At 69.1% G+C, this 15,107-nt stretch carries 14 protein-coding genes; 3 read left to right on the forward strand and 11 right to left on the reverse strand.

Annotated elements, in window-relative coordinates; translation table 11 throughout:
- Nucleotides 1-15: 15 nt before the first annotated feature.
- From B2Y21_RS03220 to hmgA, 3 genes are all read left to right on the forward strand, one after another.
- The gene (locus tag B2Y21_RS03220) at nt 16-1,200 is read left to right on the forward strand and encodes an acyl-CoA dehydrogenase family protein (protein WP_292056880.1); all 1,185 of its coding nucleotides are present in this window, start codon (nt 16-18) and stop codon (nt 1,198-1,200) included.
- 4 nt (nt 1,201-1,204) lie between these two features.
- Entirely contained in the window at nt 1,205-2,323 is a 1,119-nt protein-coding gene (locus tag B2Y21_RS03225; RefSeq protein ID WP_292056882.1) for an acyl-CoA dehydrogenase family protein, read from the forward strand.
- Between the two features lie 90 nt (nt 2,324-2,413).
- Nucleotides 2,414-3,706, forward strand: a complete 1,293-nt coding sequence (gene hmgA, locus B2Y21_RS03230; RefSeq protein ID WP_292056885.1) for a homogentisate 1,2-dioxygenase — start codon at nt 2,414-2,416, stop codon at nt 3,704-3,706.
- Between the two features lie 74 nt (nt 3,707-3,780).
- Here hmgA and B2Y21_RS03235 read toward each other — a convergent pair whose 3' ends face one another.
- The 11 genes from B2Y21_RS03235 to hisD form a co-directional block, all read right to left on the reverse strand.
- Nucleotides 3,781-4,083, reverse strand: coding sequence for a hypothetical protein (locus tag B2Y21_RS03235; RefSeq protein ID WP_088410480.1), 303 nt, complete (start codon nt 4,081-4,083; stop codon nt 3,781-3,783).
- A gap of 73 nt (nt 4,084-4,156) precedes the next feature.
- On the reverse strand, nt 4,157-5,125 hold the full coding sequence (gene glk / locus B2Y21_RS03240) for a glucokinase (protein WP_292056889.1): 969 nt from the start codon (nt 5,123-5,125) through the stop codon (nt 4,157-4,159).
- A gap of 11 nt (nt 5,126-5,136) precedes the next feature.
- On the reverse strand, nt 5,137-7,026 hold the full coding sequence (gene edd, locus B2Y21_RS03245) for a phosphogluconate dehydratase (RefSeq protein ID WP_292056891.1): 1,890 nt from the start codon (nt 7,024-7,026) through the stop codon (nt 5,137-5,139).
- Nucleotides 7,026-7,748 (reverse strand): 6-phosphogluconolactonase, encoded by a 723-nt coding sequence (pgl, locus tag B2Y21_RS03250; protein WP_292056893.1) that lies wholly within the window; start codon nt 7,746-7,748, stop codon nt 7,026-7,028. The genes edd and pgl overlap by 1 nt, the downstream gene beginning before the upstream one ends.
- Before the next feature lie 49 nt (nt 7,749-7,797).
- Nucleotides 7,798-9,252: a glucose-6-phosphate dehydrogenase gene (gene zwf / locus B2Y21_RS03255; protein ID WP_292056895.1), complete on the reverse strand. Its 1,455-nt coding sequence runs from the start codon at nt 9,250-9,252 to the stop codon at nt 7,798-7,800.
- A 46-nt stretch (nt 9,253-9,298) separates the two neighbouring features.
- Complete coding sequence (gene hisIE, locus B2Y21_RS03260; RefSeq protein ID WP_292056898.1) at nt 9,299-9,925, reverse strand: bifunctional phosphoribosyl-AMP cyclohydrolase/phosphoribosyl-ATP diphosphatase HisIE; 627 nt, start codon at nt 9,923-9,925, stop codon at nt 9,299-9,301.
- Between the two features lie 160 nt (nt 9,926-10,085).
- Nucleotides 10,086-10,853, reverse strand: a complete 768-nt coding sequence (hisF, locus tag B2Y21_RS03265) for an imidazole glycerol phosphate synthase subunit HisF (RefSeq protein WP_292056900.1) — start codon at nt 10,851-10,853, stop codon at nt 10,086-10,088.
- Complete coding sequence (locus tag B2Y21_RS03270; RefSeq protein ID WP_292056902.1) at nt 10,843-11,601, reverse strand: HisA/HisF-related TIM barrel protein; 759 nt, start codon at nt 11,599-11,601, stop codon at nt 10,843-10,845. Before B2Y21_RS03270 ends, hisF begins: the two co-directional genes overlap by 11 nt.
- Nucleotides 11,598-12,197 carry an imidazole glycerol phosphate synthase subunit HisH gene (gene hisH, locus B2Y21_RS03275; protein WP_292056904.1) on the reverse strand — a complete coding sequence of 200 codons (600 nt, stop codon included), beginning with the start codon at nt 12,195-12,197 and terminating at the stop codon, nt 11,598-11,600. Before hisH ends, B2Y21_RS03270 begins: the two co-directional genes overlap by 4 nt.
- Nucleotides 12,198-12,381: 184 nt before the next feature.
- Nucleotides 12,382-13,815, reverse strand: a complete 1,434-nt coding sequence (hisB, locus tag B2Y21_RS03280) for an imidazoleglycerol-phosphate dehydratase HisB (RefSeq protein WP_292056906.1) — start codon at nt 13,813-13,815, stop codon at nt 12,382-12,384.
- 181 nt (nt 13,816-13,996) lie between these two features.
- The coding region (hisD, locus tag B2Y21_RS03285; RefSeq protein ID WP_292056908.1) for a histidinol dehydrogenase at nt 13,997-15,107 on the reverse strand (1,111 nt) is incomplete at its 5' end.

The following is a 15,107-nucleotide window of genomic DNA, read 5'->3' on the forward strand; positions in this document are numbered from 1 at the left end:
CGAGGGAGGGCGGCCATGGCCGATCTGGAGACGTTCCGCGCGCAGACGCGCGCCTGGCTGGAGGCGAACTGCCCGCCGGAGTGTCGCGGCGCGCAGCCGCTTGAGGCGGACATGGTGTGGGGCGGGCGCAACGCCGTCTTTCCGACCCCTGCACACAAGGTCTGGCTGGAGCGCATGGCCGAACGCGGCTGGACCGCGCCGGAATGGCCGCGCGAATACGGCGGCGGCGGGCTGAACCGCGAAGAAGCCAAGGTGCTGGCCGCCGAGCTGCGCCGCATCAAGGCCCATCCGGCGCTCTACAGCTTCGGCGTCTGGATGCTGGGCCCGGCCCTGCTGGCCTTCGGCACGGAAGAACAGAAGCAGCGCTTCCTGCCCCCCATCGTGCGTGGTGAAATCCGCTGGTGTCAGGGTTATTCCGAGCCGGGCGCGGGTTCCGATCTCGCCTCGATCCAGACCCGCGCTGTCGATCAGGGCGACCACTGGATCGTAAACGGCCAGAAGATCTGGACATCCTACGCCGACAAGGCCGACTGGATCTTCTGCCTGGTCCGCACCGACCCCGAGGCGCCCAAGCATCTGGGCATCAGCTTCGTCCTGTTCGACATGGCGACGCCGGGCGTGACGACGCGGCCCATCACCCTGATCAGCGGCAAGTCGCCCTTCTGCGAGACCTTCTTCGACGACGTGCGCGTCGAGAAAGAGAATCTGATCGGCGCGCTGAATCGCGGCTGGGACGTGGCCAAGGCCCTGCTGGCGCATGAGCGGACCATGATCGGCGCCATGGGCGATACCGGCGTCGGCCGCCCGCTGGGGCAGGTCGCGGCCGATAATCTGGGGCTGGACGAGGCCGGGCGATTGGACGCGCCGCTCCTGCGCGCCCGCATCGCCGACTACGACATCGACGCCGTCGCCTTCCGTCTGGCGATGGAGCGGGCCGGCGATCAGATGAAAGCGAAACAGGCCCACCCGGCGATCGCCTCCATGTTGAAATACTACGGCTCCGAACTGAACAAGCGCCGCCACGAACTGGCCATGGCGGCGGGCGGATCGGACGCGCTGGAATGGGAGGGCGAGCGCTCGAACGACGGTCAGGCCGCCCGAGACTGGCTGCGCACCAAGGCCAACTCCATCGAGGGCGGGACCAGTGAGGTGCAGCTGAACATCATCGCTAAACACCTGCTGCAACTGCCGGGAGCCTGAGCCCATGCCCCTGATCCTGACCGAAGAGCAGACCCTGCTTCAGGACGCCGCCGACGGCTTCCTGAGCGAACGCGCGCCCATCGCCCACCTGCGCCAGTTGCGCGACAGCCGCGACGCGGACGGCGTCTCACGCGACCTGTGGCGGGCGTTCGGCGAGATGGGCTTTTCCGGCGTCGTCATCCCTGAGGAAGACGGCGGCTCGGGCCTCGGCGCGGTCGAGGCGGGCGTCATCGCCGAAAGTCTGGGCCGCACCCTGACGCCGTCGCCCTTCATGGGTTCGTCCGTGCTGGCGGCGACGGTGCTGAAGACGGCGGGATCAGAAGCGCAGATGGCCTGGCTGGTGAAGATCGCGGCGGGCGAGGCCATCCTCAGCCTCGCTGTCGACGAAGGGCCCAAACATGCGCCAGCCAGGATCGCAACGCGCGCTGAACGCTCGGGCAACGGCTTCAAGCTGAACGGCGCCAAGGGCTTCGTGCTGGACGGCCACGTCGCCGACGCCCTGATCGTCGCCGCGCAAACGGACGAAGGCCTGACCCTCTTCCTGATTGATCCGACGACGCCGGGCGTGACGGTCGAGCGCACCGTCATGGTCGACGCCCACAACGCCGCCCGCGTGACGCTGAGCGAGGTTCAGGTCGACGCTGACGCCGTCATCGGCGCGGTGGGTGAGGGGCAGGGGCCGCTGGACGCCGCCCTGACGCTGGGCCGCGCCTGCGCCGCTTCGTCGCTGGTCGGGGCGGGGGATCAGGCGTTCAAGACGACCCTCGACTACCTGAAAACCCGCAAACAGTTCGGCAAACTGATCGGCGAGTTTCAGGCCCTGCAGCACCGCGCCGCCCATCTGTTCACCGAGCTGGAGCTGGCCAAGGCGGCGACGCTGGCTGCGCTTCAGGCCATCGACGCGGGCCACCCCGACGCCGAACAGGCCGCCGGAATCGCCAAGGCCAAGGCCGGTCGCGTCGCCGAACTGGCGGTGCAGGAGGCGGTCCAGATGCACGGCGGCGTCGGCATGACGGATGAGTTCGACGTCGGCCTGTTCATGAAGCGGGTCCGCGTCCTGAACGAACTGCTCGGCGACGCCCATTTCCACGCCGAACGCCTGGCCCGTGCGCAAGGATTCTGACGCTTCCCGATTGATCCAGGGCAAAGCCGTGTGGCTCAGGATGACGGCGCGAGATTCACTCGCTACACCTCCCGATAAGGGAGAAACGACATGACGCGATCCAACGCGCCCGCCTATCAGACAGGCTTCGCCAACCACTTCGCCACCGAGGCGGTGGACGGCGCCCTGCCGGTCGGCCGCAACTCGCCGCAGCGCCCGGCGCTGGGCCTCTATGCCGAACAACTGTCGGGCGCGGCCTTCACCGCTCCGCGCGACCACAATTTGCGCAGCTGGCTGTATCGCCTGCGGCCCTCCGCCCAGCACGGGCCGTATCAGCCGTTCGCGCAAGGCCGCGTGCGTTCCGGCCCCTTTACCGAGACGCCGCCCAATCCCAACCGGATGCGCTGGGATCCGCTGCCCATGCCGGACCAGCCGACCGACTGGGTCGAGGGGCTGACCACCTATGGCGGCAACGGCGACGCCGATTCCGGAACGGGGGTGGGCGTCCACCTCTATGTCGCCAACCGTTCGATGGTCGATCGTGTCTTCTATTCGGCCGACGGCGAGCTGCTGATCGTGCCGCAGCAGGGGGCGCAGCGCTTCGTCACCGAGATGGGCGTGATCGAGGCCGCGCCGGGCCACATCGTCGTCATCCCGCGCGGCGTGCGCTTCCGCGTCGAGGTCGACGGTGAGGTGCGCGGCTATGTCTGCGAGAACTACGGCGCGCCGTTCCGCCTGCCGGACCTCGGCCCCATCGGCTCCAACGGCCTGGCCAATCCACGCGATTTCGAGACGCCTGTCGCCGCCTTCGAGGACGTGGACCGTCCGACTGAGTGCGTGCAGAAATACGGCGGCCAGCTGTGGGTCACGACCTTCGACCACAGCCCGCTGGACGTGGTGGCCTGGCACGGCAACTACGCCCCTTATCGCTATGACACGGGGCGGTTCAACACCATCGGCACGGTCAGCTTCGACCACCCGGACCCGTCGATCTTCACGGTCCTGACCTCGCCCAGCGACACGCCGGGCACGGCCAACTGCGACTTCGTCATCTTCCCGCCGCGCTGGATGGTGGCCGAGGACACCTTCCGTCCGCCGTGGTTCCATCGCAACGTCATGAGCGAGTTCATGGGGCTGATCTTCGGCGAGTATGACGCCAAGGCGGGCGGCTTCGCCCCCGGCGGCGCCAGCCTGCACAACCGTATGAGCGGCCACGGCCCGGATCAGGCCAGCTGGGACGGCGCGACCAAGGCGGACCTCAAGCCGCACAAGATCGAGAACACCCTGGCCTTCATGTTCGAGACGCGGATGCCGATCCGCACCACGGCCTGGGCGGAACAGACGCCATTGATGCAACTGGACTACGACGACTGCTGGACCGGCTTCGAGAAGGGCAAGGTCTGAAGCCTTCCCGTCACTCCATATGAAAAGGGCCCCGCCGCGATCGCGACGGGGCCCTTGTTCTGTGCGATGTCCGCTTAGGACTTCGGCGGCGTGTTCGAGGTGGTCATGCCGCCATCGGCGTTGCCGGCCTCGGCCTTGATGGCGTCGGCCTTTTCATCGGCCTTCTTCTCCACGGCGTCCGCCTGAGCGTTCAGGGCGTCAGCCTGGGCTGCGGTCGGGGCGGCGTCGGCCTGGTTCTCAAGCTGGGTCGCCGTCACATCGGCCTGAGCCTCGACGGCGTCGGCGCGGGCGTCCGCTTCCTTTTCGGCCGGGTTCTGGCAGGCGGCCAGGCCGGTCAGGGCGGCGATGGAGACGGCGGCGAGAACGAGTTTGCGCATGATGGTGCTCCAGATGGTTGAGCCTAGGAAACTCGCTGGATCACATTCGGTTCACGCGCCTGTGATCACATTTTCAGCCCGCCTCGGCGAAGGCCACGCGCGCGGCGCCCAGAAGGGCGGCGTGTTTATGCAGGATCACCTTGGTCGGAATGGCGGCCATATAGTCCTGGAACCGACCCTTGCGCTCGAACCGTCGACGGAAGGGGCTGGCCTGGATGAAGGGCAGGATGCGCGGTACGATCCCGCCGGCGATATAGACCCCGCCGCGCGCCCCGGTGGTCAGGGCGATGTCCCCGGCGACAGCGCCTAGCATGGCGCAGAAACGGGCCAGGGTGGCGCCGCAGGGGCTGTTCGGATCGTCCAGCGCCTGAGCCGTGATCTGGGCGGGATCGTCGATGTGGGTCTCGCGACCGTCGATCTCGGCCAGGGCGCGGTGCAGGTTCAGCAGGCCTGGCCCGCAGATCAGCCGTTCGATCGAGACGCGGTCGTAGCGGCGGCGCAGGATGCGCAGGATTTCGTCCTCGATTTCGTCGCCAGGGGCGAAACAGGCGTGGCCGCCCTCGCTGGGCAGGGCCATCTCGCGGCCGTGGGCGTCGCGCGCCAGGGCGGAGACGCCGAAGCCCGTGCCCGGTCCGACCAGGGCGATGGCGGCGTGCGGATCGCCCTGGGCCGGGCCGCCCAGGGACGCCAGTTCGTCTTCGGGCACGACCGGCGCGCCCCAGGCCAGGGCCTCGAAATCGTTGATCAGCCGGATCGGATTCAGCCCCAGCGTCTGAAGCTCGCCCTCCGACACGCGCCAGGGCGAGTTGGTCAGGTCGATGGCGCCGTCCGTCACCGGCCCCGCCACGGCGATGACGCCGCCCGTCGGCTTGACCGGACAGCTGTCGAGATAGGCCTTTACGCCGTCCAGAAAGGTCGGGTGGGTCTCGGCGGGGAAGCTCTCGAAATGCTCCAGCCGGGGGCGGCCGTCGCCCCTGCGTGCCAGGGCGAAACGGGCGTTGGTGCCGCCGACGTCGCCGACCAGAAACAGGGGATCGGTCATACGGTTCTCCTTCAGGCGTCCACGGCGCGGTCGACCAGGTTGGGATCGGGCGGGCCGTCGTCGTGGCCGTTCGCGCCGATGGGGGCGGCGAAGCAGACGCTGGCGCCTTCCTCCGCCGTCGACACCGCCTGACGGAAGGCGCCGAACAGCTCACGGCCATAGCCCCAGGACGAGCCCTCGGCATGGGCGCGCGAGCGCGTCGCCGCCGGGCGCGCGGCCAGGTCGCCGATCCCGACCGTGGTCAGCACCCCGGCCTCGGGATCCAACCGGATCACGTCGCCGTCGCACACGTGGGCCAGGGGGCCGCCCGCCAGCGCTTCGGGGCTGACGTGGATGGCGGCGGGCGTCTTGCCGCTGGCGCCCGACATGCGGCCGTCGGTGACGAAGGCGACCTTGAAGCCCTTGTCCTGAAGCACGCTGAGCGCAGGCGACAGGCTGTGCAGTTCCGGCATCCCGTTGGCGCGCGGCCCCTGAAAGCGCAGCACCACCACCACGTCGCGATTTAGTTTGCCGTCCTTGAAGGCCTGCAGCGCGTCTTCCTGCGTCTCGAACACGGCGGCGGGGGCCTCGACGATGCGGTTTTCGGGTTTCACCGCCGAGATCTTGATGACTGCCCGGCCCAGATCGCCCTGCACCAGCCGTAGGCCCCCCTCGCGGTCGAACGGGTCCGAGGCGGGGCGCAGGATGCTCAGGTCCAGACTCTCCTTCACCGTGTCGCGCCAGACCAGTTCGCCGTCCTCCAGCCGGGGCTCCCGGAAATAAGGCGCCAGCCCGTGCCCCATGATGGTGGTCACGTCGGCGTGTAGGTTGCCCGCCTCGACCAGTTCGCGGGTGACGAAGGCGACCCCGCCCGCCGCCTGGAAGGCGTTCACATCGGCCGAACCGTTCGGATAGACCCGCGCCAGCAGCGGCGTGACCGACGACAGCTGATCCATGTCGGTCCAGTCGATCAGCACCCCCGCCGCCCGCGCCATGGCGACCAGATGGATGGCGTGATTGGTCGATCCGCCGGTGGCCAGCAGGGCGACGATCATGTTGACGATGGTCTTCTCCGACACGACGTCGGCCATGCGGCCGCGCCCTTCGCGCGCCAGTTCGATCGCCTGCTTGGCCGCCGCCGCCGTCAGGGCGTCGCGCAGGCCGGTGTCGGGATGGACGAAGGCGGTCGAGGGCAGGTGCAGCCCGGCGATCTCCATCATCATCTGGTTGGAATTGGCCGTGCCGTAGAAGGTGCAGGTGCCCGGCGAATGATAGGAGGCGATCTCGCTTTTCAGCAGTTCGGCGCGGTCGATCAACCCCTGCGCATATTCGGCGCGGACGCGGGCCTTTTCGGCGTTGGGAAGACCGCTGGGCATCGGCCCGGCCGGGGCGAAGACGACGGGCAGATGGCCGAACGCCAGCGCCCCCATGAACAGCCCCGGCACGATCTTGTCGCACACCCCCAGCATCAGGGCGGCGTCGAAGGCGTCGTGTGTCAGGGCCACCCCGGTCGACATGGCGATCACGTCGCGGCTGAACAGGCTCAGCTCCATGCCGGGACGGCCCTGGGTGACGCCGTCGCACATGGCCGGGGTTCCCCCCGCCACCTGGGCCGTGGCGCCGACCTCGCGCGCGGCCTTGCGGATGATCTCCGGAAAGCGCTCGAACGGCTGATGCGCCGACAGCATGTCGTTATAGGCGGTGACGACGCCGAGATTGGGCTGGGCGCCGGTCATGGCGGTCAGCTTGTCCGCCACCGTCTGCCCGGCGAAGGCGTGGGCCCAGTTGGCGCACGACAGCTTGGCCCGCCCGGACCCTGATCCCGTCGCCGCATCCATGCGGCGCAGATAGTCGGCGCGGGTCTGTCGGCTGCGTTCGACGATGCGGGCGGTGACCTCGGCCACCACAGGATTGAGAGCCATCAGTCGGCCTCCGTCCAGATTACTTCAAGGGGGGCGTTCGCCGCGATCAGGGCGGCGATGGGGCTGACGGCCGGATCGCCCGCCGCCTCGCGCTCGAACACGGCGCGCTTGTTCGCGCCCGTCAGGGCCAGCATCACCCGCCGGGCAGCCGCCAGCCACGGCAGGTTGAGCGTCAGCCGCTCCTGCGGCGGCGCCGCGCCGTCGCGGCCGGCGGGCACGCCGTAGACGGCGCGTTTCAGGCTCGGGGTCAGCAGGGTGGTCAGTGTCGGACTGCCCGGAAACATGGAGCAGATATGCCCGTCCTCGCCCATGCCCAGCAGGACGGCGTCCAGACGGTTGTTCTCCAGTTCGACCGTCAGTTCATGAGTCGCGAGCGCCGCAGCACGATCCACCGTCACGGCGGAGCGAAACAGGGGCAGGAACTCCGCGCCCTTGGCCTCATTTCTCAGCAGGGTGCGCTTGAGCAGGGCGGCGTTCGACTCTGGTGATGTCTCCGGCACGTAACGCTCGTCCACGAGGGTGACGAAGGTGTGCTGCCAGGCGGGATAGGAGCGCAGGTTGGACAGGCGTTGATAGATTGATTCCGGTGTAGAGCCTCCGGCGCCAGCGAATACCGCCCAGCCGTTCTGCGCGGGATCGCGCAGTCCTTCTTCAAGCGCTGCCGCCAGTCGGTGCGCGGCGGCGTCCGCCCATACGTCGATGGTGGGAAAGGTCTCGATCATGCCGACGCTCCTTCTCCCCTCGGGGGAGAAGGAAGAGTGCTTGCGTTTCTCATCTCACGTTCCACTTCCTGCCCGTGCGCGACAGCAGCAGGTCGGCCGCCTCCGGTCCCCAGCTGCCCGCCGCATAGTCCAGCGGCTTGCACTCGCGACACGTCCAGGCGTCGGCCAGCTCATCGACCCATTTCCAGGCCTGCTCGGCCTCGTCCCGGCGCACGAACAGGGTGGAGTCGCCGTTGAGGGCGTCCAGCAGCAGCCGCTCATAGGCGACGCGGCGGCGCGGCGGGGCGGCGTCCTTGCCGTCTTGCCCCCACGACAGGCTCATCCGGATCGGCTGAAGCTGCATGCGCTGCTCCAGCCCCGGCTTCTTGTTCATCACCGACAGGGAGATGTCCTCGTCCGGCTGGAGCTCGATCACCAGTCGGTTGTCATAGATGTCGCCGCGCTCTCCGTGGCCGAAGATGGAGTGGGGCACCGGCTTGAACTGGATGACGATCTCGGTGCGCTTTTCGGCCAGCCGCTTGCCGGTGCGCATGAAGAAGGGCACGCCCGCCCAGCGCCAGTTGTCGATGTCGGCGCGGATGGCGACGAAGGTTTCGGTGTCCGACGGCTGGCCGCGTTCGGCTTCATAGCTTTCGACCGGGCGGCCCTCGACCTCCCCGGCTGTATACTGGCCGCGTACGGTCACGCGCTCGGCGTCCTCGGCCATGACGGGGCGAAGGGAACGCAGCACCTTCACCTTCTCATTGCGCACGGAGTCCGGGTCCAGATCGCTGGGCGGCTCCATCGCCACCAGACACAGCAACTGCAACATATGGTTCTGCACCATGTCCCGCAGGGCGCCGTACTCGTCGTAATAGGGCCAGCGGTCGCCGACGCCGACCGTTTCTCCGACCGTGATCTGCACATGGTCGATGGTCAGATTGTTCCACAGCGGTTCGAAGATGGCGTTGCCGAAGCGCAGGGCGATCAGGTTCTGCACCGTCTCCTTGCCGAGGTAGTGGTCGATGCGGAACACCTGCCGTTCGTCAAAGGCGTCGGCCACGGCGTCGTCGATTTCGCGGAAGCTCTCCAGATCGCGCCCGACCGGCTTCTCCAGCACGATGCGGTCGTTCTTCTCGGCCAGGCCTGCCGCCTTCATGGCCGTGACGATGCGGCCGTAGAGGGACGGCGACACCGCCAGGAAGGAGGTCGTCTCTTCCTCGCCCGACCGCGCCTTCAGCGCGCGCAGGCTCTCGGCGTCGGTGGCGTCCACCGCCAGATAGTCGAGGCGGGCGGCCAGGCGCGCCCAACTGGCCTCGTCCCAGGCGCCGTCGGCCTCGGCGCGGGGCTGCACCGCCTGGCGCACCTTGGCGATGTAGTCCTCGGCGGTTTCCTGCGATCGGGCGGCGCCGATGATCTTCAGCTCCGGCGGCAGGAGCCCGTCATGATCCAGGAAGTAGAGCGACGGCAAAAGCATCCGCATGGCCAGGTCGCCGCCGCCGCCGAACAGGATCAAAGCCGCCATCTAGGGCCTCCCTCGCAGAAGATCGGCCCGACAAGCGAGGCCGTAGTCAGCCAGAGTGATTGGCCGGTTCCGCCCGCTGGGCCAAGACGTCCAGCACGTCCTGAAACACCATGTGACGCGCGTGCAGAAGCACCAGCAGGTGATAGATCAAATCCGCCGCCTCGCTGGCGAGTTCCGCATTATCTCCCGCCGCCCCGGCCAGGGCCGTCTCGACGCCCTCTTCGCCGACCTTCTGGGCCGCGCGTTTCGGCCCCTGGGCGATCAGGCGAGCGGTCCAGCTGTCGTCGGGATCGGCCTGGGCGCGGACATGGATGGTGCGCTCCAGCCGCCCGATGCGGCCCAGCCCGGGCGCGTCCTCGTCGCCGAAGCAACTGATGCGGTTCAGATGGCAGGCGTTGCCGACCGGGCGCACCTTCACCACCACGGCGTCGCGGTCGCAGTCGGGCGTCACCGAGACGACGTTGAGGAAGTCCCCTGAGGTCTCGCCCTTGCGCCACCGCCCCCCGCGCGAGCGCGAGAAGAAGGTGGCCTGGCCGCTGTCCAGCGTCTCGCGCAGCGCCGCCTCGTCCATATAGGCCAGCGTCAGCACCTGAAGGGTGTCGGCGTCCTGCACCACGGCCGGGATCAGCCCGTCGCCCTTGGCGAAGTCGATGGAGGAAATGTCGAGGCTCATCTTCCTTCTCCCCCCGTGGGAGAAGGTGGGCGCCGGAGGCGCTCGGATGAGGGGGCTGTGTCGGCACGCGAGACGGCGGGAGATGAGGCAGGCAGCCCCCTCATCCGTCTCGCTCCGCGAGCCACCTTCTCCCACGAGGGGAGAAGGAAACCGATGGTTGTCATATCCTCACCTCCACGCCCTGCGCATCCAGGTAACGCTTGAGTTCTGGGATCGCGATCGCGCCTGAGTGAAACACGCTGGCCGCCAGCGCACCCGACACGTCGGCCTGCTGGAACACATCCCTGAAATGCTCCGCCGCTCCCGCCCCGCCGGACGCCACCAGCGGAATGGTCAGCCGCCGCCTCGCCTCGGCCAGCTGGCCCACGTCATACCCCTTGCGCACCCCGTCCTGATCGATGCAGTTCAGCACGATCTCGCCCGCGCCCAGCTCCTGCGCCTCGACGATCCACTCCATCGTCAGCCGCCCGGCGCCGCGCCGCGCATCCGGATCGCCGGTGTATTTGTGCACCCGCCATTCGCCGTCCTGAAAGGCGCTGTCGACGCCGACGACGACGCATTGCCGTCCCAGCCGCTGCGCCATCTCGCCGATCAGTTCGGGCCGCTCCAGGGCGGGCGAGTTGATCGACACCTTGTCCGCTCCGTGGTCGAGACAGCGCGCCGCCTGCTCCACCGTGCGGATGCCGCCCGCGACGCAGAAGGGAATGTCCAGCAGCCGGGCGATGTCCTGCACCCAGCCATAGTCCAGCGTCCGCCCCTCGGGGCTGGCGGTGATGTCGTAGAAGACCAGTTCGTCGGCGCCCTGATCGCGATAGCGTGCGGCCAGTTCGGCGGCGTCGCCCATGTCGACGTGGCCCTCGAACCGCACGCCCTTGACCACGCGGCCGTCCTTCACGTCGAGGCAGGGGATGATGCGCCTAGCGGTCATTGGCTGAAACCGGGGCCATGTTCACGGCCTTGATGGCTTCGGCCACGGTGAAGCGACCGGCGTAGAGGGCGCGGCCGGTGATGGCCCCGGCGCAACCGATCGCCTTGGCGGCGATCAGGTCGTCCAGACTGGCCGCCCCGCCTGAGGCTTGAATGTCCAGGTCGGGGCGTCGGTTGATGGCCTCGGACAGCAGCTCTTGGTTCAGGCCGGTCAGGGCGCCGTCGCGACCGACGTCCGTGATCAGGATGTGGCGCAGCATTCCGACCGGATAGCGGTCCAGCACGCTCCACAGATCCACGCCCGACGACTGGGTCCAGCCCTTCAGGGCGGGCACGGGCAGACCGTCCTCGTAGCGGACGTCCAGGGCCAGGGCGATGGCGTCGGGGCCGAACTGCTCCAGCCATTTCAGCACCTGATCCGTATCGGTGACGGCCAAGGAGCCGATGACGACACGACTGATCCCGGCGCCCAGCAGGTGCTCGATATCCTTTGCCGAGCGGACGCCGCCGCCCGACTGGACCTTGATGTGCACGGCCCGGGCCATGTCGCCGATCAGTTCATACTGACGCGCCTCGCCTGCCTTGGCCCCATCCAGATCGATGACGTGGATCCACTCGGCGCCCTCGGCGGCAAAGGCCGCCAGCCGGTTGGCGGGGTGGGAATCATAGCGGGTCACGTGATTGAAATCGCCGTACAACAGGCGAACCGCATGGCCCTCGATCAGGTCAATGGCGGGATAGATGATCACGCGGGCAACTCCAGGAAGTTCTTCAAGATACGCGCGCCGAGCGCGGCCGAGCGTTCCGGATGGAACTGGCAGCCCCAGCGGTTGGCGCTGTTGACCACGGCGGGCACGGGCGCGCCGTAATCGGCAGCCGCCAGCGTCGCCGGACCGTCGGGACAGACATAGCCGTGGACGAAATAGGCCCAGTCGCCGGACTGAACGCCGTCCAGCAGCGGGTCGTCGCGGCGGATCGTCAGGCGGCTCCACCCCATGTGCGGCGACGGGCGCGACGGGGCGGGAAGGATGGCCTCGACCCGACCGGGGATCAGACCCAGCAGGTCGGCCCCGCCGTCTTCTGCGCTGGCGTCGAACAACAGCTGCTGGCCGAGGCATACGCCCAGCAGCGGACGTGGAAATCGGCGCAGCGGTTCGATCAGGCCCAACGCCTTCAGTCGCTGCATGGCGTAACCGGCCGCGCCGACGCCGGGCAGGATAATCCGCTCGGCTTCGGCTACATCGGCGGGATCGTCGCTGATCCGCACCCGCGCGCCCAGCCGCTCCAGCGCGAACCGCACCGAGGCCACATTGCCCGAGCCGTAACCGATCAGGGTGACGTTCATCGCCCTTCTCTCCGACCGCATCGCCCTTCTCCCCTCGTGGGAGAAGGTGGGCGCCGGAGGCGCTCGGATGAGGGGGTGGTGTCAGCACGCGAGACAGTGGAGGATGAGGCAGGCCGCCCCCTCATCCGTCTCGCTTCGCGAGCCACCTTCTCCCACGAGGGGAGAAGGGAAGCAGCAGCCGCCATCACAGCACCCCCTTTGTGCTCGGCACGACATCGCCTTCCACCCGGATCGCCTGTCGCAGCGCCCGGCCCAGCGCCTTGAACACGGCCTCGGTCTTGTGGTGGTCATCGTCGCCGGTGACGCGGACGTGGACCGCCGCGCCCAGATTCTCGGCCAGCGAGCGCACCACGTGCGCCGTCAGATCGGTGCGGTAGTCGCCCAGCATCGGCGTCGCGAACGTCCCCTCGAACACCGGATAGGGCCGCCCCGACAGGTCGATGGAGACAGCCGCCTCCGCCTCATCCATCGGCAGGACGAAGCCGTAGCGGCCGATGCCGCGCCGCTCGCCGAGCGCCTGTTTCAGCGCCTGACCCAGCGCAATGGCGCAGTCCTCGATCGTGTGGTGCGGGTCGATGTGCAGGTCGCCCTCGCACGCCAGTCGGATTGAGAATCCGCCGTGCGCCGCCACCTGTTCGATCATGTGGTCGAAGAAGCCGACGCCGGTCTCGATCTTCACCGGCCCGGCGCTGTCCAGATCGACGGCGCAGACGATGCGCGTCTCCTTGGTGTCGCGAATGGCCTGACCCGTGCGACAGCGCCGCGCGGCCGGGTTGGCGGCGCCGAGCGCGGCCAGCAGGCGGTCGTTGACCTCAGGCTTCAGCGAAACGGGCAGGCGCATCCGCTCGCCCGCCGGATCGGCGCTCAATCCATAGCGGCGCAGAGCCTCCACGGCGCCTGCCGGGTCGGAGGGTTTGGCGATGATCACCGGCCCGACCCCGGCCTCCAGCGCCATGATGCGCGACAGGGCCTCGACTACGCGGGCGCGCTCGCGGCGCACGGCGCTGATGCGTTCGGCCGTCTCCATCATCCGCGACGGGTCCAGCGCCTGCATCGCCAGCCGCACTGAGACCTCGGGCAGGGCGTAGGGCTCCAGCACCTCGGCCAGCCGCGCCAGCGTCTGTCCTTGCGCGACCGCCGCCCCGACCCGCGCCCCGGCCAGCCCATAGGCCAGCGACAGGCTGCGCAGCACGATCAGATTGGCGCGGTCCTTCACCACGATGGCGGCCGAGGGGGCGTCGGCGAACTCGACGAGCCCCTCGTCCACGACCAGCAGGGCGGGGGCGACGCGCTCGGCCATCTCGGCCACGGCCTCGGGCGAGCCGAGGGCGCGGACGACCACGGCGGCGGTGTCGGCGCCGTCGGCCGGGCGGGCGTAGAGGGCGGCCAGTTGCGTATAGGGCTCGGCGTCGGGCGCCTGCACCTTCAGTCCTTCACGCGCGGCGCGGCGCCAGATCAGTTCCAGCCCATGCGTCAGTCCGCGCGTCGGCAGCACCTGATCGGCGTCCACGCCATAGAGGGCGGCCATGCGGGCCGCCAGCGCGGTCGGCTCGGCCGGATAACGATCCAGACCGTCGCCGCCCGACACCAGCGGCGGATAGGGGGCGGGCAGCGTCATGATCCTGCTCCTGCGCCACACCGTCCTTCTCCCCTTGTGGGAGAAGGTGGCTCGCGTAGCGAGACGGATGAGGGGGCGGTATCCGCGCATGAAACGGAAGAGGGCGAAGCCAGCACACCCCTCATCCGACCTGCTCCGCAGGCCACCTTCTCCCACAAGGGGAGAAGGAAGAGATTATCGGTCATCCCGCGCTCCTCAGATCGGCGGCTCTGGCGTGGGCTTCCAGCCCCTCCATCCGCGCCAGTGCGGCGGCGACGGGGGCCAGTGCGGCGGCGCCCTGTTCGCTGACGGTCTGCACTGACATGGTCGTCATGAAGCTGGCGGTGGTCACGCCGCCCAGCGTCCGCGCCGCGCCATCGGTCGGCAGGACGTGGCTGGGCCCCGCCGCATAGTCGCCCAACGTCTCGGCCGCCCAGCGTCCGACGAAGACGGCCCCAGCCGCGCTGATCCGTTCGACCAACCGTTCGGCTTCTTGCGTCTGGATCGACAGGTGTTCGGGGCCATAGAGGTTCGCCACCTCGCACGCCTCGGCCATGTCGCGCACGCGGATGGCGCGGGCCTCGGCCAGCGAGGCGCGGGCGATGGCGGCGCGCGGCAGGCCTTCGACCTGACGCTCGACCTCGGCGATGATCTCGCTCAAGGCCGTGCCGCTGTCGGACACCAGGATCACCTGAGCATCGGCGTCATGTTCGGCCTGACTGAGCAGGTCGGCCGCGACGATCTCGAAGTCGGCGTCGCGGTCGGCGATGACCAGCAGTTCCGACGGCCCCGCAGGCAGGTCGCAGGCCGGACCGCCGGGCAGGGCGGAGGCGTAACGCTTGGCCTCGGCCACATAGGCGTTGCCGGGGCCGAACAGCTTGTCGACGGGCGCGATGACGCCGTCTTCCAGTTCGGCGCCGAAGGTCAGGGCGGCGATGGCCTGCGCTCCGCCCAGCAGCCACAGCTCGTCCAGCCCCGCCTCGGCGGCGGCGGCGATCATGGCCGGGTGGACCGAGCCGTCCTTCGACGGCGGCGTGACGGCGACGCGCCGCCCGACCCCGGCCACGCCCGCCGGTATGGCCAGCATCAGCAGTGAGGAAAACAGCGGCGCGGTTCCGCCCGGAACGTAGAGCCCCGCCGAGCCGATGGGCCGCCAGACCAGCTTCGACTTCACGCCCGGCGTCGTCTCGATGAAGGGCGTGTCCTCTGGCCGGGTCGCCTGATGGAAGACGCGCACATTGTCGGCGGCGACGCGCAGGGCGCGCGCGGCGGCGGGCGGCAGGTCGCGGCGAGCCTGGGCGGCGGCCGCCTCG

Origin of the sequence: Brevundimonas sp. UBA5936 (assembly GCA_002430835.1) — a bacterium.
Classification (GTDB): Bacteria; Pseudomonadota; Alphaproteobacteria; order Caulobacterales; family Caulobacteraceae; genus Brevundimonas.